The 20,720-nt window shown below is 40.3% G+C and carries 20 protein-coding genes; all 20 read right to left on the bottom strand.

The genetic code is table 11. The features are described from left to right. Window positions 1–14 precede the first annotated feature (14 nt). The 20 genes from ACYQ03_RS03115 to ACYQ03_RS03020 all read right to left on the bottom strand — a co-directional run bounded on the left by ACYQ03_RS03115 (window position 15) and on the right by ACYQ03_RS03020 (window position 20,720). Window positions 15–770: a DeoR/GlpR family DNA-binding transcription regulator gene (locus ACYQ03_RS03115; protein ID WP_459907567.1), complete on the bottom strand. Its 756-nt coding sequence runs from the start codon at window positions 768–770 to the stop codon at window positions 15–17. Between the two features lie 31 nt (window positions 771–801). Next, window positions 802–2,538 carry a pyruvate kinase gene (gene pyk / locus ACYQ03_RS03110; protein WP_459907565.1) on the bottom strand — a complete coding sequence of 579 codons (1,737 nt, stop codon included), beginning with the start codon at window positions 2,536–2,538 and terminating at the stop codon, window positions 802–804. Window positions 2,539–2,592: 54 nt separating this feature from the next. Beyond that, the gene (locus ACYQ03_RS03105) at window positions 2,593–3,003 is read right to left on the bottom strand and encodes a methylglyoxal synthase (RefSeq protein WP_459907563.1); all 411 of its coding nucleotides are present in this window, start codon (window positions 3,001–3,003) and stop codon (window positions 2,593–2,595) included. Window positions 3,004–3,268: 265 nt separating this feature from the next. After that, on the bottom strand, window positions 3,269–3,727 hold the full coding sequence (locus tag ACYQ03_RS03100) for a YbaK/EbsC family protein (protein WP_459907562.1): 459 nt from the start codon (window positions 3,725–3,727) through the stop codon (window positions 3,269–3,271). A gap of 166 nt (window positions 3,728–3,893) precedes the next feature. Continuing rightward, entirely contained in the window at window positions 3,894–4,898 is a 1,005-nt protein-coding gene (locus ACYQ03_RS03095; RefSeq protein ID WP_459907560.1) for a methyl-accepting chemotaxis protein, read from the bottom strand. A gap of 144 nt (window positions 4,899–5,042) precedes the next feature. Next, a complete protein-coding gene (locus ACYQ03_RS03090) occupies window positions 5,043–5,807 on the bottom strand; it encodes a transposase (RefSeq protein WP_459907559.1) in 765 nt (254 codons plus the stop codon). A 160-nt stretch (window positions 5,808–5,967) separates the two neighbouring features. Further along, window positions 5,968–8,592 (bottom strand): phosphoenolpyruvate synthase, encoded by a 2,625-nt coding sequence (gene ppsA / locus ACYQ03_RS03085; RefSeq protein WP_459907557.1) that lies wholly within the window; start codon window positions 8,590–8,592, stop codon window positions 5,968–5,970. A gap of 314 nt (window positions 8,593–8,906) precedes the next feature. After that, window positions 8,907–9,113 (bottom strand): hypothetical protein, encoded by a 207-nt coding sequence (locus ACYQ03_RS03080; RefSeq protein ID WP_459907556.1) that lies wholly within the window; start codon window positions 9,111–9,113, stop codon window positions 8,907–8,909. Beyond that, the gene (locus ACYQ03_RS03075) at window positions 9,110–10,042 is read right to left on the bottom strand and encodes a GerAB/ArcD/ProY family transporter (protein ID WP_459907554.1); all 933 of its coding nucleotides are present in this window, start codon (window positions 10,040–10,042) and stop codon (window positions 9,110–9,112) included. Before ACYQ03_RS03075 ends, ACYQ03_RS03080 begins: the two co-directional genes overlap by 4 nt. Before the next feature lie 183 nt (window positions 10,043–10,225). Next, on the bottom strand, window positions 10,226–11,026 hold the full coding sequence (locus ACYQ03_RS03070) for an ExeA family protein (RefSeq protein WP_459907552.1): 801 nt from the start codon (window positions 11,024–11,026) through the stop codon (window positions 10,226–10,228). After that, window positions 11,026–12,408, bottom strand: coding sequence for a DDE-type integrase/transposase/recombinase (locus tag ACYQ03_RS03065; RefSeq protein ID WP_459907551.1), 1,383 nt, complete (start codon window positions 12,406–12,408; stop codon window positions 11,026–11,028). The genes ACYQ03_RS03070 and ACYQ03_RS03065 overlap by 1 nt, the downstream gene beginning before the upstream one ends. 165 nt (window positions 12,409–12,573) lie before the next feature. After that, complete coding sequence (locus ACYQ03_RS03060; RefSeq protein WP_459907550.1) at window positions 12,574–13,155, bottom strand: DUF6431 domain-containing protein; 582 nt, start codon at window positions 13,153–13,155, stop codon at window positions 12,574–12,576. A 136-nt stretch (window positions 13,156–13,291) separates the two neighbouring features. Continuing rightward, a complete protein-coding gene (locus ACYQ03_RS03055; protein ID WP_459907548.1) occupies window positions 13,292–13,468 on the bottom strand; it encodes a GerAB/ArcD/ProY family transporter in 177 nt (58 codons plus the stop codon). A 19-nt stretch (window positions 13,469–13,487) separates the two neighbouring features. Beyond that, window positions 13,488–14,663, bottom strand: a complete 1,176-nt coding sequence (locus ACYQ03_RS03050; protein ID WP_459907547.1) for a Ger(x)C family spore germination protein — start codon at window positions 14,661–14,663, stop codon at window positions 13,488–13,490. A 16-nt stretch (window positions 14,664–14,679) separates the two neighbouring features. Further along, entirely contained in the window at window positions 14,680–16,272 is a 1,593-nt protein-coding gene (locus ACYQ03_RS03045) for a spore germination protein (RefSeq protein ID WP_459907545.1), read from the bottom strand. A 449-nt stretch (window positions 16,273–16,721) separates the two neighbouring features. Continuing rightward, window positions 16,722–17,561, bottom strand: a complete 840-nt coding sequence (locus ACYQ03_RS03040; RefSeq protein ID WP_459907543.1) for a polysaccharide deacetylase family protein — start codon at window positions 17,559–17,561, stop codon at window positions 16,722–16,724. A 12-nt stretch (window positions 17,562–17,573) separates the two neighbouring features. After that, window positions 17,574–18,425 (bottom strand): polysaccharide deacetylase family protein, encoded by an 852-nt coding sequence (locus ACYQ03_RS03035; protein WP_459907541.1) that lies wholly within the window; start codon window positions 18,423–18,425, stop codon window positions 17,574–17,576. An 83-nt stretch (window positions 18,426–18,508) separates the two neighbouring features. Further along, window positions 18,509–19,231 (bottom strand): amino acid ABC transporter ATP-binding protein, encoded by a 723-nt coding sequence (locus tag ACYQ03_RS03030; protein WP_459907539.1) that lies wholly within the window; start codon window positions 19,229–19,231, stop codon window positions 18,509–18,511. After that, window positions 19,224–19,883, bottom strand: coding sequence for an amino acid ABC transporter permease (locus tag ACYQ03_RS03025; protein WP_459907537.1), 660 nt, complete (start codon window positions 19,881–19,883; stop codon window positions 19,224–19,226). The genes ACYQ03_RS03030 and ACYQ03_RS03025 overlap by 8 nt, the downstream gene beginning before the upstream one ends. Before the next feature lie 27 nt (window positions 19,884–19,910). Then, window positions 19,911–20,720, bottom strand: a complete 810-nt coding sequence (locus ACYQ03_RS03020; RefSeq protein WP_459907535.1) for an ABC transporter substrate-binding protein — start codon at window positions 20,718–20,720, stop codon at window positions 19,911–19,913.

Below are 20,720 nucleotides of genomic sequence, written 5' to 3'. Positions count from 1 at the left end.
TTAAGTTAGTGCTCTTATATCTGAGCAATTAAAACTTTAACCCCTATGTTTTCTAGTTGCTGACGAATTTCTTGCGGTAATCCAGAATCGGTAACAATTGTATGTATTTTATTCCATCGAGCAAAGGTATGATGATACACCTTACCAAACTTTTCACTGTGAGCTAAAAGTATCACTTCATCTGCGGTACTTAACATAGCTTGCTTTACGTCTAATTCCAACAAATTGTCCGTTGATAACCCCCGGTCAATACTAACACCAGTGGTAGCCAGAAATAATTTATTGGCATTAAACCCCGCAAGACACCCCCTTGTCATTGGTCCCACTAAGGCATTGGTGGAGCCCCGAACTAGTCCACCAGTAACCAATACATTTATATCCTCATTAATAGATAGAACACTGGCAATGGGCAGTGAGTTAGTAAGCACAACACAGGACTTGCTTAATGACTGCGCCATTGCTAGGGTTGTTGTCCCAGCATCAAGAATTATAGATTCACCCTCAGCAACCATATCTGCGGCTAATCGACCTATGGCGGTTTTTTCACGTTCGGCTTCGCCCAACCTATTTAGAAAACGGGCGTCATAGGAAATTTGAGGGTATAGCGCTCGGCCATGTTCACGCTGTACCAGACCTAAATTGGCAAGGGCTTTTAAGTCTCGCCGAATGGTCATTTCCGATACTTCGAAATGCTGAGCTAACTCAGTAACCGTAAGGTTCCCATGTTCCTGTAGTAAAAAGCGAATCTTTTCTTGCCGCTCGGTACTCAAATTCTTTCCTCCTGTCAGCTTTATTAATTCCCTATAAGACCCGTGCCATACCCCTGTAGATTAAACCCCTCTGACCATCAACAGTTATAAGCTCCCCATTATTAAATAACGACAATACCTGATTCACACCAACAATAGTTGGGATATTAAACTCCAGTGCCATTATGGCTGCATGGGAAGTTAATCCTCCCTCTTCTGTTACTATGGCAGCCGCATTTTTCAGATAGGGCACAAAGTTGGCGTCAGTACCAGTGGTGATTAAAATTTCCCCCGGTTGAAGGTTTGCCATTTCCGCGACATTGCGACATATTCTAGCAATGCCCGCCACAGATTGAGCAATTATACCCGAGCCCCTGGCTGCGACAGCACCTACTGTATGTACCTTTAGAAGGTTGGTTGAGCCACTGACTCCCACCGGCACACCAGCAGTTATCACTACCAGATCTCCTTCTTTAATGACGCCGTGTTCCAGAGTAGTGTCAACTGCTGCTGAAATCATCTGATCGGTATTAGACATACTTCTTGTGGGCAGGGCAATGACCCCCCAGACCAGAGCTAAACGCCTCATAATTGCTAAATCAGGTGTCACTGCAACAATAAGAGAACTAGGCCGATATCGGGATACCATTTTTGCTGTATAGCCGCTGGTGGTAGCTGTGATAATGGCGGCAGGTGACAATTGCCCTGCGACACTGCAAACCGCCTGGCCAATGGCATCAGTGATATTATCCCCAACATTAAATACCTGAGTATTCCTGTGGAAATCCTGTTCTGCACGACGGGCGATACGATCCATGGTTTTAACTGACTCCAGGGGGTATTTTCCGTTGGCTGTTTCCCCGGAAAGCATAATGGCATCAGTTCCATCAAATATAGCATTGGCTACATCACTGGCCTCAGCCCTGGTAGGTCGAGGATTATGAATCATCGAGTCAAGCATTTGGGTAGCTGTGATAACAGGCTTTCCCACTTTGTTACAGCTAAAAATCAACCTTTTTTGGATAATTGGTACTTCTTCAACGGGAATCTCAACTCCCAAATCGCCGCGGGCAACCATAATACCGTTAGAAACCCGAATAATTTCATCCAGGTTTTCAATGGATTCTCTGCTTTCGATCTTGGCTATTATATCAATGTTGGCTCCCTGGGTTTCCAATATCTTACGAATAGCCAGTACATCTGCCGCCTTGCGTACAAAGGAGGCAGCAATAAAATCCACTCCCTGAGTAATGCCAAATTTTATGTCAGCAATATCCTTTTCCGTTACTGCTGGTAAATTCACCTTTATACCAGGTAAGTTAACTCCTTTACGATTGGATACTTTACCTCCATTGACAACACGGCAATGTACCTCACTGGCCTCAACACTCTCCACCACTAGCTCGATGAGACCATCATCCACCAGGATACGATCCCCCCTTTTAACATCCTGGGGCAGATCTTGATAGGTTACCATAACCCGTTCACTATTTCCTAAAATCTGCCCAGTAGTAAAGGTGAATTGCTGCCCTGTTTCCAAAAATAAAGGTGGCTCAGCAAAGTCACCCAGGCGAATTTCGGGTCCCTTTGTATCAAGCATAATGGCAATGTTTGCCCCTAGTTCCTCCGCCGCCCTACGAATGGTTGCGATACGCTTGCCGTGCTCTTCATGGGAACCATGGGAAAAATTAAGTCTTGCCACATTCATACCTGCTTGTATCATCCCTTTAAGGGTCTCTATATTTTCACTGGCAGGTCCGATGGTACATACAATTTTGGTTTTACGCATGACAATCCTCCTGATGAAGTTAGTTAAGAAGCAATCTTGGCAGCCCATCAATGCTTACTGATTTTTCACAATCTGAAAATCCACTTGCTTACTAACCCATTCCATTAGGATATCTGCAGAAGTAAGATTGGTAGCCAGTGGAACATTATGAACATCACAAATTCTTAATAGAGCCGAAACATCTGGTTCATGGGGTTGGGCCGTTAAGGGGTCCCGTAGGAAAACTACTGCTGTAACTTCCTGACTTGCTATACATGCACCTATCTGCTGATCACCACCCAGAGGACCAGATAAATAACAGTGGGGTGTTAAATTGGTTTCCTTCTTGATCAAATTTCCCGTTGTAGCTGTGGCAATTAACGAACATTCTTGTAAGATATTTATATGCTTATTGACTAATTGAATCATCTCTTGTTTTTTCTTATCGTGTGCTATTAAAGCTATAATAAGTTTTGCATCTGTCATTCTAATCCTCCTGTCTTGCATGTCCATTTATTAATCCATATTCATCATATTCTGTTTAAGTCAACAAAATCCTGCAATTTATATGTTCAACTGAACAAATATCATGTTATTTAATACTCATCTTAATTGAGAAGCCAATTTCCTGGCTCTAAATAAAAACCTCAACCAGGACTACTCCGCGGTTGAGGTTTTTAAGGTTTTATTTTTATCTTTTATTGTTTTCATCAGTAGTCAATTGGTTTGCTCCACCATATGACCGTTCACCCTAAACTTTGGATACATCCACCCATAATCCTCCGGTGATGTCCTTTAATTCATCTACTTTAATCTCTAGGGCTGCATTTATTTCTCCCGCTGCCGGATAGACACGCTCATAGATCCGTAAGGATTCATCTAAATAAATAGAGATTGATCGTTTTAAACCAAAGGGGCAGACACCACCCACTGGATGTCCTGTCACAGCCAAAACCTCATCGACTTCTGGCATCTTCGCCTTTGTTTGAAAAACATCCTTAAATTTCCGGTTATCTAAACGTTTATCCCCAGCCATAACAATCATTATGTATTCATCTTTAACCTTAAACAGCAGCGATTTGGCAATTTCCCCCTGAGTAACTCCCAAGGATTCGGCTGCTTTTGCAACGGTACTGGTATCTTGAAACGTTAATATCTCCACCGGCTTTTTCTGTTGATTGAAAAATTCTCTTACATTATTTACGGACATAACTTCCTCTCCCCTATGAGTAACTCAAAAAACAGGTCCATTCACACTGTAGCTTTTATAACTAACGGAAGTTTCTCTAATAGAAATCCACTAGTCATATACCAACATTTATATCCAAAAAATTCTACTATTTTTAGCAAATTCCTTTGTCTCTGAGAAATAGACCTTAGACAGATTCAGAAATAATTGCCGACCAGTCTTTTCCTTTGTAAGCATTGTACCCCCGAGTGTGAGCGTAACCATATATTTTATAATTTCCTAGACGATTCTTTTCAAATACATAACCGTAAGTTTCCCCTCTTATCGCACACTTTACTGCTGCAAGGTGATTTAGATTATCACTTAAAATACCCTTGCGACTTCGGCTAGCGATGACGTACCCATGTTTATTAATAATAAATATTTCTCCATTCTGGCCGATTCGGGCTGAATCAATAATGTCATAAATAAAATTCCAATTGAACCTTGTGGAAAAATAGCCTAGAACTTCACCACTCTCACCTCGTATGGGACATGTATAGGCCACTGTATGATTGTTAAGTCCCTTAGAATAATAAAGATCACTAACAGAAATATCATCTGCGGCCCTAGCATCCTGAAACCACTGTTTATTCACCATATCTTTACCTATAAGTTCTCGACGGACACCTGCTGCAACGATCTTACCTTGCTTATCTAATACATAAAGATCAAGGTAGACTTCATAAATATCAATAAGCTTTTTCAATAGTTCATTGGCAGCTGCAATACGGTCAGGTTCTGTTGAAAGAAAACAATCTTTCACTTTATCAAAGCTCGCCCAAGCCTGGGCATCACAATTTCGTTCAAATAAGTTTCTATCAATCTTATCAATCGTATCATAGGCCACATCCGCTGTTCGAATCGCCATGACCTGATTTGCTTTATTTTGAATATTTTCAATAATTTTACTGCTCTCTTTAGTGGAACTGAGGCTAGTGCTTGCTAGTTTCTTTATTTCAGAAGCCACTACACTAAATCCTCTTCCCGCCTCACCAGCCCTTGCTGCTTCGATTGCAGAGTTTAGCGATAATAAATTAGTTCGATCAGCAATTTCACGAATAGAGTCAATAACCTGACTCATTTCATTGCTGGCACTTTTAAGTTCACCAATTAAGATAGACGCATCAAATACTAGATTTTTTTCTTCCAAAAAATTCACCCCACATAAAATAATGGCCTACCCCCAATTTAGGGGGTAGGCCTCATTGCCAAAGGTATTTAATACTCTCCATTATATAATAAGCACTGCATTTTTCAACACATTTTTAAGACTCAAGGGGACGGTTCTCTTGAGTCATGCCTTTGCTATGACACTTTGAGAGATCCCAGTTATTCTGGCGATTTGTCTAGTTGATATCCCATCAACCTGTTTAAGCTTTCTTATAATTTCATCTCTCCTATGTCTATCAAGTTTTTGCAAATCACTGGCTATTGTTAAGCCCCCCAAAGTTTTTACAAACTCCTGTGCATCTTTATCAGAAATTGTTTTGACCTCATCGTTATCGAGACATAGGACTTCATCAATTTGATTCATAAATTTAGTAAATATACTCTTAGATCTATTAACATCCTCAGAAAGCAAGTCAAATATTAGTTTTGAGTCAATAAGTGTGTTTTTATTACCTAAATAATCACGATAACTGCTCCACCTATATTCACTAATGTAATTAACCATCTTGGCCTTAAGTGGATTTTGGTGTATATACCTTAGTACGGTTAATAAATAGCTATCATCTTCTACCGGTTCACTCATAAATCTATCCTGGAATAAATGGCCGCAACGTTCATATTTCTTGTTATACCAATAGACATAACTCGCACCAATTCTTTTTATTGCGTTGGCTAAATTTTCTTCGCCTTCTCTAATAAGTAAGTGTATATGGTTGTCCATTAAACAATACCCATATACCTGATACTTGCTAATTCCCTTATATTTATCCAGTGCCTCTAAAAATCTATATCGATCTTCGTCGTCTTTAAATATGTTCTGTCTGTTTATACCCCTCAACATGATGTGATAAATGCCAGTTTTACTACTCTGTCTAGCTTTCCTTGGCATGTTCTCACCTCACAAGCAATTTTACCACTATATATCACAAATTTTATTTTTTTTCTAGTAAAAGGTGATTAATTGATACTATTATTTTTTCTCTTGAGGTTACTTCTGTAGTTATTCGCCACTTGCACTGACTCAGAAGAACCGTCCCCTTGATTCTGTATTAAAGGATTTCTACATACCCTTCGGTTCCGTTCACCCGAATCCGCTGCCCGTCTTTAATCAGCTTGGTAGCATTCTCCACACTCACCACTGCCGGCAGGCCATATTCCCGGGCAATGACGGCACCATGGGTCATTAGCCCACCCACTTCCGTTACCAAGCCTTTGATGGATACAAACAGAGGTGTCCAACTGGGGTCAGTGAATGATGTTACTAAAATATCACCATCCTCTATGTTGGCGTACGCCATCTTTAATATCACCCGTGCCCGACCTTCAATAACGCCAGATGAAACAGGTATACCCGCTAGAGCACCCAGAGGGATATTATCGGTGTTGTATGTACCAGCTATTGCCTCACCCTCGGAGGTCATTACCCTCGGTGGAGTTAGTTTTTCATATATTTGGTACTTATCTTTTCTTCTGGTTATGATGTTATAATCCAGTTGGTCTTTACGTACGGCTTCCCGTAATTCTTCAAAGGATAGATAATAGATGTCCTCCTTCTCCTGGATGATCCCTTTTTGCACCAGCACTGCAGCCTCTTGCAGCAAGGCCTGCTTATAAATGAAGTACCGTTGAATGAAGGCATATTTGGGATATTCCCGATAGCCGATAAAATTGCGTAAAACACTAATCATCTTCTTTGTCTTTTGAACCTTGCCCATACCACCGGGCAATTGTTCTAAGCGGCGTATAAGCTTCCGTTCCTTCTGCTCTGCTTCAAGTAGCCCCTGCTTTAATTTAAGACTATGGGCATTAGATTCAAAATTTTTGATATTACTTAGAATCATGGAAGTGAGAGCAGTTGGCTGTTCGCTCCAACGGGTTCTAGTGATATCAATCTCACCAGAACAACGCATGCCATATTTTTTTAGGTACGCCCTTATGGCGTCGCTAACAGCACCGCCACCCTCCAGTTTGGCTAGATCCTCAAAAAAGGTTTCATCGTTAGAATGATTAAAATATTCCATCACTGCCGGATAATCACGGACAACGTCTGATACATCCAGTAGTTCGAGACCCATTTCTGATGTGACGTTGTTGGATACGGATTGGGAAAGGGTGTCAGCAGCACTCTTTTCACCCAGCCACTTTTCCATTTTATTATTGATCCAACCCGCTGCAAACACCCCGACCAAAATCACTGCCATACTTTGTGGATTATACATAATTTCTTTTAATTGTTTATGATCTTGTAAAATAAAGTTAAATAGATCATCTCCAGATACCTTGGCAATCCTTTGTTCCAGGTCTCTGATAGACGCCTCATTAATGGCAATGAGCTGTTGGACAATCATTGGATCGTTTTTACGGTAGATCTTTATAGCTTGAAAGGGTAGCGCCCAAGATAATCCCTCTCTGCCTAAGCTAATGGATCTCTTGCCGTGGGGCAATGATTTTATAAAATCCTTCCGCTGTATTAAATTCAAGATAGCGTTCAGCATCAAAGGGTCATTCTTACCTATAGTACTGAGCACTATTTTTCGTCCAATGGGGGATGCCAAATCATACGTTAGATCCATAAACAGCCTACCACCGGCTTTGCTCATAGGAAAATCACCAGATAACAGCTCGAGGAAAGACATACCCAATGGTTTGATGGGATCTGTCATCATCTGTTGATGGCCAAAGGACATATACACATGGTTTTCCTTATCCTTCACATCCGGTACTGGGAATAACGTGGTAATGGGACGGCTCTGAACGATAAAAATATTTTCTTCAACAAGACACCATTCAACATCTTGGGGACAACCAAAAAATGCCTCGATTTTTCTACCTATGCGCTCAAGCTGTAAAATTTGCTGATCTGTCAGCGTCTGGGTATTCTGCCGCTCAGGCTTGACCTCCCGCTCCTCGGTACCGCCTGATTTTAAGGCATGGATGGCCAATTTCTTGGTGGATATCTTCTTATCAAGTATTCTTCCTTCCCGCACCTTATAGATATCAGCATTCACCAACCCGGAGACCAGGGCCTCACCAAGTCCAAAGCTGGCATCGATGGACAGTACTTTCCTGTTAGAGGTGATTGGATCGGCAGTAAACAATATCCCTGAAGCCTGAGGAAAAACCATTCGCTGAATGACAACGGACAAATAGACTTTGCGATGGTCAAAGCCATTTTGCATGCGATAGATAACCGCCCGGTCGGTAAACAGGGAAGCCCAACACTTGCTTACATGCTGCAAAATGGCATCCTTACCTATGATGTTTAAATACGTATCCTGTTGCCCGGCAAAGGAGGCCAGCGGTAGATCCTCCGCCGTGGCACTGGAACGCACAGCATAGGCATGCTCTTCCCCAAACTTTGAAAGGTAGGGAAGAATTTCTTCCTGGATATCCCTGGCAATCTCTACTCCTTCGATAACCCTGCGTATTTTTCCGCTGATTTCACTAATGCTATCTCTACTGCCCACCCTTAGAGTTGTTAATTGATCCAGTAATACGTTAAACTCTTTATTATCACCTATTATTCTCTGATATGCCTCGGTGGTGACGCAAAAACCTTCCGGCACTCTTATTTCCTCAATCCTTGATAGTTCCCCCAGGTTTATACCTTTGCCCCCGACAACCATGAGCTTTGTTTTGTCAATGTCCCGGAAACCCAGTACGTATGAACTCATATGGACTCCCTTCTGTCTCTTTTACTGTGCAATTCCATATCTGATCACACTTAGAAAACTACTCATCATATTGAGAATTGTTGAAAATACCTTTCATCTATTATCTCTTTCATCTATTACATGGGTTATGTCAAAGATATAGCACTGCTCAATATTTTCCTACATTTAACATTAGCCTAGTTACCCCAACTATCGCATCTGTTATACCTTATACCCTGTGTAGACTCATAGACTCAGAAGAACCGTCCCCTTGAGTCTCAATAACTTCGTGATTACATGGGTACGCTTTAGGCCTTTTCAAAAAAAGATTTAAACTAGGGGGAAAGACTTTGAACAACAATTGTAATCAACGCTGCGGGGCTGGGCAATTGAACTCCTAGGGTATAAAGGGTGCTTAACACAAAGGCTAGCAGCCAAAGGAATAAAAATAAGACTAGCTCTCGCCAGTACTGCTTTTGAACCATTGTAGGTATTTCAAAACAAGCCATGGTGGTAAAAGCCAGGATCAACAGAAAAATCATTGGTTTGATGCCACTTTTTTCGGCAACCCCCTTGTAATAGCTACTATAAGGGAAATAAGTGGTAAGATCAACTGAAACAGAAGACTATAGTAGGGGAAAACATCACTGGCGAATGATAAACTCTCCAAATAACTATTAAAATTAACTAAACCCATTAGTGTAATGATTGCGCCCAAAGGATACACCAAGGGTGGATACTTCTTTAATTTGAAAAACTGTGCCAGACCCAATGCACCACCGTAAAATAAAACAAATATCTTGACAACTCCCACTAATAAAAAATTAATGGCTAGGAGGATTTCCATTCTGGTAATGACATCTGCAATTTCAATAAGCCTTACACTACTATATGCGCGGAAGGATTCTATCTCTGCCAAGGGTCCCAGAGTAGTGATATTACGTATGGAAATCAATGAAATAGAGATTCCAGCTATAAACATGATGATTAAGACATGCTTTGTTAGATTAGCAGTCCTCTTGACAAAGGGAAAAATCATTAGAAAGGCGATGACTTCACCAAAGGGAAATATAGCTATACTATGGGCAGATTTGATGAAATCCTTTAAGGGAAGATCTAAGATTGGTAATAAATTTTGAAAGTTCATATCCTTGAAAAGCAAAACAAAGGTTAATAGGATATTTAATAAAGTGATAGTAAAGAAAATCAGGCTGCTCCGGGATATCACCTCGATGCCGTTTCTAACAGCAGAACAACATACCCCGATAATCAATAAAAGAATAACAGCCATGGGGGTATTTGGATAAATGACTGCCTTAAAAAAATGTCCGAAATGACCCAACACCAGACTAGCCAAATGAATCAAATAAAAAAGGTATAAGGACGAAATGATCTTTCCTAATACGGGACCATAAATAATATCATTAAATTCCACTAAGGTTTTATCTGAGAATCTTGTTGCCAGTGACAAATTGTCAATTCTCAAATTAATCTAGCTAAGATTCTCAAAATAAATTAGTGTATCCTTCCTGAAACTAGCCCGTTATTCGCAAATTAATTTAGACTTCCCTAACTAATTATCAAATTAAATTAGTACGTATCCAAGTCCGGTTTTGGGGTAAAAAGAAAACCGGGTATTTCACCCGGAATCTCACTAAATATTTAATTCATTTTGTGCATGATAAATGGCTTCTTCATCAATACTTCTTTGATTTTGGTTACAGGCGTAAATCATTGCATTAGTCAGTAAACTATTGACCACCCTAGGTATGCCATTTGAATTAGAATAAATAACTTCATAGGCTGCCTCAGTAATAATATCCTCTACCAGTCCGGCCAACCGCAGTCTGCTGTTACAATAATCTTTAATTTCTTCCTGCCTTAAGCCTTGCATAATATGCTTAACAGCAAGTCTTTGCCTAAGGGGTTTGTTAATATTTAAACCTAGCTTGTTACGTATAGGTGGTTGACCGGCTAAGATAAGGATAAATGGATTTTGTGAATCCATTTTAAAGTTAAAGATTAGCCTTAAATCTTCTAGTAGCTTGTTTGAGGCCATGTGTATCTCATCTAAGATAATTACTGGTGTTATCCGATTATCATAATACATAGAACTGATTGCCTGCTGAATCTGGCGGAACATTACCACCCTCCGATTAGCCGGTTGCTCACCAAGTTCTAGAGTTAGGGCTTGGTAAAACTCTGATAATGTAACAGTAGCCAAAGAAAAGTAACAGTGACGATAGAGGGATGGATTTAATTCAGTAACAAATTTACGCAAAGTTGTGGATTTACCTGTTCCCGGTTCTCCCGCCACTAATCCAATGCCTCTGGTTTGCTGTAAATATTTCAATCTATGTTCAAGTTCCAATAAATCTTGGCTGATGAATAGATTCTCAGTGGGTATCTCTTTGGTAAAGGGATTGAATTTAAGACCAAAATGTTGAAGGAACATTAAATATCACCAGCCTCATTAGTTTTTTTAGAAAGACTTGCAAAAGAAATGCTACTGCTGGGAATGAGAGACGATGTATCAGTGTTAGTAGGGCTGATTTCTAAATCCTCTTTTTTGCTTGATGCTGCCGGACGTCCACGTCTTTTTACTTTGGAGTTATCATAGAAATTGATCATTCGGGCTTCCCCTACAAATTTGCCACCTTGGTAGAGGGGTAATGTTCTTTGGGGAACAGACAACCATTCCGGTTCAAACCGCACCTCTACCTTGGAGTTGGCTAAACCTTGGTCAGTTTCATAAAGTACTCTGTTTACTGATAAAGTAGCATCATGGTTTACCTTGCGGCCAATACGCATTAAAAAATGTTCTCTCAATAACTCGGGGTCAGAATAAAGCTGCACCTTATGGGCTTGAGACATAAAAAAATCCAAGGGGCTTACCCCTAGGGTACTGTGAGTTTTACGATGATAATCTTCTTCAAGCCATCGCCAAAAGAGCAAATTTAATTCATCCACGCTCGTAATTTTAGTAGGATCGATGGTGGATAAAAAACGCTGGCGGACAGTAAGAAAGAACCTTTCAACTTTCCCCTTAGCGTTCGGCGTAAATGGGGCAGCATGAATTAATGAACACCCTAACCCAGCACAAAGCATAGCTAACTGATTAGTGCGATAAACCTTACCGTTGTCGGTGTAAATCATTTTGGGAATTCCTCGTCTTAGTATAGCTTCCCGCAATGCTGTACGCATAGCTGTGTAGTTCTGGGTATCAAAAAACTGACCATGAGTAACAATCCTTGAGGCATCATCTAAAAATACAATTAGGTAGGTTTGCTTTTTAGACTTACCTATCCTAATGTATGGCCCATACATAATGTCGGCTTGCCATAGCTCGTTAATCGATTGGTAAGAAAATCTTTTAAGTTCACGTTCTTTCTCCTCCGGGTCTATGCCTGCTGCTAAATCGGGATTAGCGGCCATAAACCGATAAAAGGTGGCCTTAGATAATTTGTTAGGGTCAAAGGCGCCATCTTTAACCAGTTCTTCATACAATAACACTGTGGTTAACCGAGGTTTTTCTGCTCGTTTTTTCCTGATGGCATCAGCGATTTCAAGGCTTACTTTACGACTCTTGCCTCGATCAGAGCGGTGACCAGGTTTTAAAGCCTCAATTCCACCTCGGCGGTACTCAAAGAGCCAAAATAGCAGTGTCTTTGGTGAATAACGCTTTAAGCCGTAATATGGCATATCAATGGGTTCACTGCATAGGGCTTTAAAATATTCTGTTTGATTTGTGATCTGGCCATTTAATACGGGGCTAATCAGAGAAAATCTTTTTAAAGCAATATTTTCTCTATCCTCTGTGGAAAGCACAACAAACACACCTCCGGCAATCTTTAAATTTGCGGGAGATGTTTAACCGGCTAAACTTATCCCATAGTCTGAAGGATACCATTAGTCTCTGCAAGGTACTATGCAAAAGTTCTGTTTTTTACCCATCTCTTCAAATTTTTAGAATGATTGGTTTTCTAAATGGCTAAACTAATTTTAGAGATGGGCCATAAAGGAACTGTTGCATTGTGAGAAAAACCTTGTGGAGAAGGCTTGGATTGTATTGAATCCGGATATCGCAATGTTCAGCACCCTTTTGGCCTTTTCTTTTTCTTCAATTTCATCTGGTAACTTAACCTCCGGCATTAAATGTCGTAACACTACTTGAATGAAGTTCAGGTTGCTTTTAAACCGACGTCGGTAGAACTGTAAGTGTTGCCTTTGCCAATCGACACTAGCCATTAGGGATTTAAGAAAAGATACGATATTAAATACCTGACAAATCAAGTTCGCCCAAATAAGGGCTAGGGTATATTGATAATATGGAAGGCAGAAGGATGGTAAGTAAGAAAAAGTGTGACCACATCTTGGGCATAAGTATCTCCTAATCATAATTCGTTCGTTAAAATTAATTGAAATAACATTTCGTATGTAATATCCGTATGGTCTGGGTGGGATAGGTATCCTGCAATCTGGATGCAAACAGGTTTCTGGTCTTGGAAAAGAATATGTTTTTCCGGCATTAAAGTAGTCCAGTGGAGTATCTTCAGTATAAAAAATGAGTTGCAAGTTTATCACCTCACAACTCATTGTTCCCAAGATTAATGCCATTATATTATGAGAAAAAATATCACAATAGTTTAGCCGTTACCTGATTCGTAAATTATTTAATTAGTTTATTGTTAACCCTTTCTGGCTTATATAAAATGAGGATTTACAACAAATAAATCAAAGCAAAAACCATTGCTTCTATCATTCCCAATAAATATGCCAACCAAGCATCATGCCCTGCTCCACGGGCCGGTGAAATAACGATGGTAGTGCCCAATATAAAACTCATCATCAAAGGTATCAATTGGGACTGTGTAATTTGGCCTGCTTCCAGCTTCATTCAGATACCACACCTCTTTTTATGATTGAGGAGATTTTACGATCATGCCATTTTCCTGTAAATTTGCCTGGACGGAAATTCTAATATCTAGGCTTGGCCAAATTTCATGCCAATCTTTCTCTAGGCTTTTCCAGATTGCAGGGTACTTTTTATGGACAGCTTCCCCAAAGCCAAAAACATCTGTGTTTAAATCCCTTGCTTTGTCCAAGGAAGCAGTAATTTCTTCTTGGATTTCTGCAGCCATTTTTTGCTCAAGGACTGGCCAGCTTTTATCTTTTGGTAAATCGGCAATAAACATTTGTTCTCCCAGGTTGCCAGTTACATTGGTGTTGATCGTTATGAAAAGCTGATTATCTAGAAATTCTGGTTTAATTTGGCTACTTGCTTCTATGATTTCAATACTGGCTTTATTGGCTTTACTTTGATAGGTTACCTCTAGAATGCCACCTTTCACCTTATTGATAACCCATAGTAACCCCCGGGTTTCCTGATAATTTAAAGAACCTACCATTTTATCCTTGTTAAAAACAGCAGTTCCCGCTAGTTTCACCCTTTTCTTACTTTCTAGTTCGATAAGTGGTGCGATGGGAGCGGTAGTTTTACTGATTAAGCGCTCAAGAAAATCCTTTAGGGTTACCACAGGGACTTCGGAACCAGCCGCACTTCTCTCTAAAATTTGGTTTATACCAAGGGAAGGTACCTTGGCAAACTCTGCCTCATCACTTAATATTTCACTGGCTTTTCCTTTGGCAATAAGCACCTTACCTGTAATGCGAGGCTCTGGGTCACGAGCAAAAAAATCTACGTATTTTTGCAAACCACCCTTTGCCAAATCCTCACCAAAAATAAATAATTTGATATGGGAGAAATAAAGTCGTCGTTCGCTGAAGTAGTGCACCCTGCGTAGAGCTCTAAAAATGGTCTCATCGGTATTAACAAGATTCTGGTAGGCTTTTTGTTGGGCTCCACCTCCACCACCCCCACCGTCTTGGGGTGATTTTATATTCCCTGGAATTATGACTTGGGAATTGACTTGAATCTTATCATCTGAGGCTTTGTCTAAAGCCATTCCTGTAACAATGGCCAGAGTGTCCAATTCCCTACGATCCCAGCAACCAGAAAGGCATATTGCTGTAACGAAGACAAGAATGATCAAAAAAAGAATTTTATGATCAAATCTATTACCCTTTACCAATAATAACGCCCCTTACCTAACGTTGTTTTTCTGAAGGAGGTTCCGGCATAAGTTTTGATTGCTGCCTTTTTGTATCTTGGGATTGCAGACTTTTTGGTCTCGTACTTAAAGACCATAAAGGAAACCTTACAAAACTATCCTTTAGTCCCTGTAGATGTAAAGGTGATACAGGTGATAGATAAGGCATCCCAAAGGACCGCAGGGAGGCTAAGTGGATAATAACTTGCATAAGCACAACTACGATACCCACAAGCCCTATAAATCCTGCAAAAATGGTAACGATGATCCGAAGGAGGACTGCCACATCGCCCAAAGCTGGCACTATAAAGGAAGAAATAGCGGTTATGGCAATGACAATGACGATTGGTGCCCCCACAATACCTGCAGATACTGCAGCTTCACCAATGACCAGTGCCCCCACAATACTAATGGCAGGACCCACCGGACGGGGTAAACGAACCCCTGCCTCCCGGAGAATTTCAAAGGTAATGATCATCAGCAAAGCTTCTAATAAAGCTGGAAAAGGTGTGCCTTCCCGGGCAGCGGCCATGGTAATCAACAGGGGAGTGGGGATTAACTCCTGATGAAAGGTTGTTAGGGCCACGTATACTCCCGGGGCAGTAGTGGTAATAAAAAAACCCAAAAATCTTAAAAGCCTGACAAGGCTGGCATAATAGGGTCTGGAATAATAATCTTCGGCGGATTGAAAATTTTCCACAAAAAGTGTTGGTATGGTAAGGACCACAGGTGTCCCATCCACCAGGATGGCTATACGGCCTTCTAAGATGTTGGCGGCAATAACATCAGGTCTCTCACTGCTGCCTACTGTGGGAAAAAATGAATATGGCTCATCTTCAATATATTGTTCTATGTAACCAGACTCTAAAATAGCGTCTGTATCTATGGCATTTAATCTTTTTTTTACTTCCTCTACTAAGTCAGACTTAACTAACCCTTTCATGTAGACAATTCGAACCAGACTTTTAGTCCTTTCACCAATTTTCATGGTTTCAAAAATCAGTTGGGGATTCCTTATTTTTCGCCTCAGTTGGGCAGTATTCGTTGATAAACTCTCCGTAAAACCTTCGTGGGGCCCCCTGACCACAACCTCTGTGTTAGGTTCTTGGATTGCCCTTGACTTCCAACCCTTAGAAGAAATTAAAAGGCACTGTGAACAACCATCCAAAAATAATATTGTATACCCAAATAAAACGCTGTCTAAAACTTGATTTATTGATTCAGTTTTTTCGACATTGCCCACCGGAAGTAACAACCGTTCCAGAAAATCAAGTGAATTTTTTGCCCCAAGAGTATTGCTATCTAAACGTTGGTTGTCCATTAAAGGTTTAATAATGCTTTCATTAATAACCTTTACATCAACCATTTCCTCTAAATAAACAATGGCTACCCTATGGGGGGAATTGCCGATATTAAACCGTCTTATGAGAACATCACTGCTTTCACCTAATAAGGATTGCAGTAATAATAAGTTACCCTCAAGATTAATGGTGAAAGTTTCTTTTTCCACTGAATTAGCATTCAAGTTTTTTGTAATTTTCCGGCTCTTTAATTTCTTGAACCTTAATTTCTTTGACCATAAATTAAACATAGGTGACTCCTATCAACAACTCACTTATGATATTTTTTCCAGTTAAACCAGCACTATTCATAGATAGAATAATTTTTCCCATTAAGATTTTAAGAATTACCAAAAACTTTTTCTGCATTCCTGTGGTACAAAACTTGGACGTAGGTCAATTCGCCCTCCGTGTGTTTCGTTGGAGGATAGTATATTTGGTTGCGAAATTCATTTCATATCATATCTCACCCTTTGTATAGCTATGAATAGCCAGTTAGCAAAACCCCATCCACAGTTCGGATGAGGTTTTACATGTTAAAGTTCTACTTATAGGTTTTGACAACGAATTTTTCGAGTTTGCCGTTGAATACATGTCCGGCCAAGTGCCCATTTTTTCCTTGAAACACACAGCAACTTCTGACATCCAGAAATCTAATGCTATGGCCACGCAATGGTCAAAATATAGAACATGCTTCTCACTAAAATATTTCTTTTTTTATAACTAAACTTCTATCAACTAAATCGCTACAGGTACCTATCCATAAGTTTTCTGACTGAGTAATATACTGCAATACATCTTCCAATATCTTTATTTTCCCTGGGGAACCAATGGTCTGAGGCGTAAATTGAGCCACGTAGGCTAAACCATATTGATAATAGCCGTCAAATTCCCTTTGATAAGTCCTAGTTACTTGATAATAACTAGCTACGCGTCCTTGTCCACTTGGGAAGGCGGGTCCATAGTTAAAAGCAAAGTAGGGGAAGTCATGGAGTTCCCAATGCATTGGAATTTCTGTGATTGTCCCATTTTCTAAGAAAATGGTATAAGGTCGATCGTCTCCATATAAGGAGCTTGAATATTTAAAGCCGCATTGTTTTGCCAGCTTTAGGGTTTCCAGCGTTAATTCACCCTCTGGAGCCCTAAAACCTACTGGTACAATACCGCTGATTTTTCTAATGGCCTCTTTGGCTTTTTCCATCTCCTCGAGCTGCTGGTCTGCGGTTAAAAGGTGCATGCTGGTATGGGTGTGACCATGAACTGCCAGTTCATGCTGATAACCGATGATCTTTTCAATTGCTTCGGGGTAATTCTCTGCCACTTTTCCTGGAACGAAGAATGTGGTTTTAATGTTGTATTCTTCAAAAGTACGCAGCACACGATCTAATCCGCGCTTTATGCCATATCCACCCATAGATAAAGTTTTAGGGCGATTGATACTATCTGGAAACATACCCAGCCAAAACTGATCGGCATCCAAATTTACTGTTAATAATGCCACACAACGTGCACCCTGGGGCCAGTATTCAACTTCTGCCATTGTTCATCCTCCTTAATAATTGGCACGCCACCATTTTGCGATCTCTTCACCTGTTGCAAACCAGACACCCTGATGTGATTTCATATGCTGCACAAGTTGTTCTAACATCAAGATCCGCCCTGGCTTACCAATTATTTGAGGATGCATTAATAGCACAAAACATAAACCATATTTATAATAGCCATCAAATTCCTGCTTAAAATTATTGTATACCTGTTCGATGCCAGAGATACGATCTTGTCCTGCTGGCTCAGCGGGAAACATATTATAACCGAATTGAACAAAATCATCCAAATCCCATTTGGGTGCCATCTCAATAAAGTCCGTAATCTGTCCGTCAATCACTGTTCGATAGGGCCTATCATCGCCCCTCATGGAGCTTGAGTACATAAAACCTAATTCATGTAGCAATCCAGCCGTCTCTCGGGACCAATCCCCGGAGGGTGTTCGATAACCCCTTGCCTTTTTACCGATAACTTGCTGGAAGATAGCCTGACTGTGTAAGATAATTGCTTTTTGTTCATCTCTGGTTAAGTCTACAAACCGCTCATGTCGATAGCCATGATGCCCAATTTCATGACCTGCCTGATCAATTTGTTTTAGCAGTTCCGGGTTTTCTTCTACAATCTTCGCCGGCGTAAAAAAAGTTGCCGGTAAAGCATATTTACTCAACAATTCTAAAATGCGAGGCACCGATCTTTTGGGACCATAATCACCAATAGAAGTAGAGCGAATAAAATTTTCTCCGCCTTCATAACTGCGATTTCCATTGGCCCATATGGTATCTCCGTCAAGATCAAAACTCAACATTACTGCGCACCTAGCATTATTCGGCCATTTTATTTTTTCATAGGTCTCTGTCATTGTTCCCACCTCTGTAAAAGCGTGTGTACCATATAATATTTTTAAGGTTCAGGCGGACTTTCCTCTCACCTGAACCTTAATCATTATAATACCTTATCTAAAAACTGTTGTGCCCTGCTCGATTTTGGGCTGCTAAAGAATTCCTTAGGAGTAGCTATTTCAGCGAGACGGCCTTCATCTAAAAAGCAGATCTTGTCGGCAACCTCTCTGGCAAAGCCCATTTCATGGGTCACTAAAACCATTGTAATTCCCGTATGCGCTAAGGATTTAATAACCTCCAAAACCTCTTTGACCATTTCCGGGTCGAGGGCGGAAGTAGGCTCATCAAACAGCAATATGTCCGGTTTCATCGCCAGAGCACGGGCTATGGCAACTCTTTGCTTTTGTCCCCCAGATAACTTGCTAGGATATTCATGAACTTTATCTTTCAAACCTACTCTTTCCAGCAATACTAAAGCCTGTTTCTCTGCTTCTTCTAAGGAGACCTTATTGACTACCATCGGTGCATAGGTCATATTTCTCAGCACTGTCATATGCGGAAAAAGATTAAAATGTTGAAATACCATACCGATATTCTTGCGCATTTTCTCAACATCTTTACCCTTTGCTACCAATTCCTTACCATTAATGATGATCTTACCACTTGTCGGTATCTCCAATAAGTTTATACAGCGAAGCAGTGTTGATTTACCAGAGCCTGAAGGTCCAATAATTGCTATGACTTCACCTTTATTTATTTCCAAAGAAATATCCTTCAGAACTGCCAGATTCTTAAATGTTTTGGATAGATTTTCAATCTTAATCACTTACCCTAGCCCGCCTTTCCAGATAACTGCCGATGGCTGTCAACAGCATTACCAACACATAATACACTAATGCTGCCACAATAAAGGCTTCAAAAGCGCGAAAAGTTTTAGCCTGTACTTGCTGAGCCCAGCGTAAGGTATCCCCAACGCCAATAATTGCAACCATACTGGAATCCTTCAGGAGAGAGATACTTTCATTAACCAAAGATGGCAATATGTTTTTAAAGGCCTGCGGCAAAATGATATCCTTCATAATCCGAATTTTAGGAACACCTAAAGCCATAGCAGCCTCCCTTTGACCTTTATCCACAGATAGGATACCACCGCGGATGGATTCAGAAATATAGGCTGCAGAATTAAGTCCAAAGGCTAGCACGCCAGCTTCTAAAGCACTAATATTATAACCAACTAACTGAGGAGTGGCAAAATAGATCAACATTAGTTGAACTAAAAGCGGTGTTCCTCTAAAAAAGGAAGTATAAAACATACCAAACCAGGCCAATGGCTTAAATGGTGATATCTTAATTAAGGATAGGAGCACTCCCCAGGTAAAACCAAGGATTGTAGACCAAACTGTAAATTTTAGTGTCATTATTATTCCGCTTTTTAATAACGGTAGATAAGGAATAATAAGACTATAATCTAAATCCATATACTCGTGCTCCTTTTGCTAATTGTATTATTTCTTTTGTGAAACGTAGCTCTCACCTAACCATTTTGTAAGAATTTCATCCATTTTACCGTTTTCATTCATTTCTGCTAAAATTTTATTTATCTCATCCTTATAGGGAGAATTCTTTGGCAGGGCTATAGCATAACTGTCCTCTGCAACCATTTCCGCAGGTAATAAGTGCAATTCCAGGTTTTGATTTTCCTTCATGAATTCTATGGCTTGTGATCCGTCAAAAATACCTGCATCAACACGACCATTGACAATTTCCTGAACAACCAGAGGTGTATTGTCCAATTCAACAACTTTAGCATCTTTTACCGAAGCTGCCTGTTCGGCATAAGTTGTCCCCAGTGATACACCAATTTTTTTGCCTTGCAAAGATTCTAAGGTTTTATATTCAGAACCCTTTAAAGAAAGGATGCCTGTTTGAGGATAAAAATAAGGATCGGAAAAGTCGATAACTTTTAAACGTTCAGCTGTGGGTGAAATACCGGAAATACACAAATCTGCGCGTCCAGAGCTAATGGCTGTGACTAGACCGTTAAATGCCATGTCCTTAATTTCTAGTTTGACATTTAATCTTTCAGCAATGTAATTGGCGATGTCCATATCAATACCCACAAATGCCTGCTTACCATTTTCATCTACTTTAACAGACTCAAAGGGGGGAAAGGTTGCATTAATTGCCAAAACTAAAGTTTTTTGTGCTTGTTCTGCTTCTTTTTGGGGCTCCTCTTTCTGACTGCTGCAACCTGCGATTAATCCAATAGTCAACAGAGTAACTAATAGGATACTAAAAATTTTACTTTTTTTCAT

Source organism: Desulfotomaculum defluvii, assembly GCF_054657375.1.
This window is presented reverse-complemented; position numbering and strand designations above follow the sequence as displayed.

Bases quoted from the DNA above. Each gene is read 5' to 3' on its own strand.
- ACYQ03_RS03035 (WP_459907541.1), bottom strand. From the start codon at position 18,425: ATGACAGAGACCTATGAAAAAATAAAATGGCCGAATAATGCTAGGTGC.
- ACYQ03_RS03040 (WP_459907543.1), bottom strand. From the start codon at position 17,561: ATGGCAGAAGTTGAATACTGGCCCCAGGGTGCACGTTGTGTGGCATTA.
- ACYQ03_RS03045 (WP_459907545.1), bottom strand. From the start codon at position 16,272: ATGTTTAATTTATGGTCAAAGAAATTAAGGTTCAAGAAATTAAAGAGC.
- ppsA (WP_459907557.1), bottom strand. From the start codon at position 8,592: ATGAGTTCATACGTACTGGGTTTCCGGGACATTGACAAAACAAAGCTC.
- ACYQ03_RS03020 (WP_459907535.1), bottom strand. From the start codon at position 20,720: ATGAAAAAAAGTAAAATTTTTAGTATCCTATTAGTTACTCTGTTGACT.
- ACYQ03_RS03090 (WP_459907559.1), bottom strand. From the start codon at position 5,807: ATGCCAAGGAAAGCTAGACAGAGTAGTAAAACTGGCATTTATCACATC.
- ACYQ03_RS03070 (WP_459907552.1), bottom strand. From the start codon at position 11,026: ATGTTCCTTCAACATTTTGGTCTTAAATTCAATCCCTTTACCAAAGAG.
- ACYQ03_RS03080 (WP_459907556.1), bottom strand. From the start codon at position 9,113: ATGATTTTTCTGTTGATCCTGGCTTTTACCACCATGGCTTGTTTTGAA.
- ACYQ03_RS03055 (WP_459907548.1), bottom strand. From the start codon at position 13,468: ATGAAGCTGGAAGCAGGCCAAATTACACAGTCCCAATTGATACCTTTG.
- pyk (WP_459907565.1), bottom strand. From the start codon at position 2,538: ATGCGTAAAACCAAAATTGTATGTACCATCGGACCTGCCAGTGAAAAT.
- ACYQ03_RS03025 (WP_459907537.1), bottom strand. From the start codon at position 19,883: ATGGATTTAGATTATAGTCTTATTATTCCTTATCTACCGTTATTAAAA.
- ACYQ03_RS03105 (WP_459907563.1), bottom strand. From the start codon at position 3,003: ATGACAGATGCAAAACTTATTATAGCTTTAATAGCACACGATAAGAAA.
- ACYQ03_RS03100 (WP_459907562.1), bottom strand. From the start codon at position 3,727: ATGTCCGTAAATAATGTAAGAGAATTTTTCAATCAACAGAAAAAGCCG.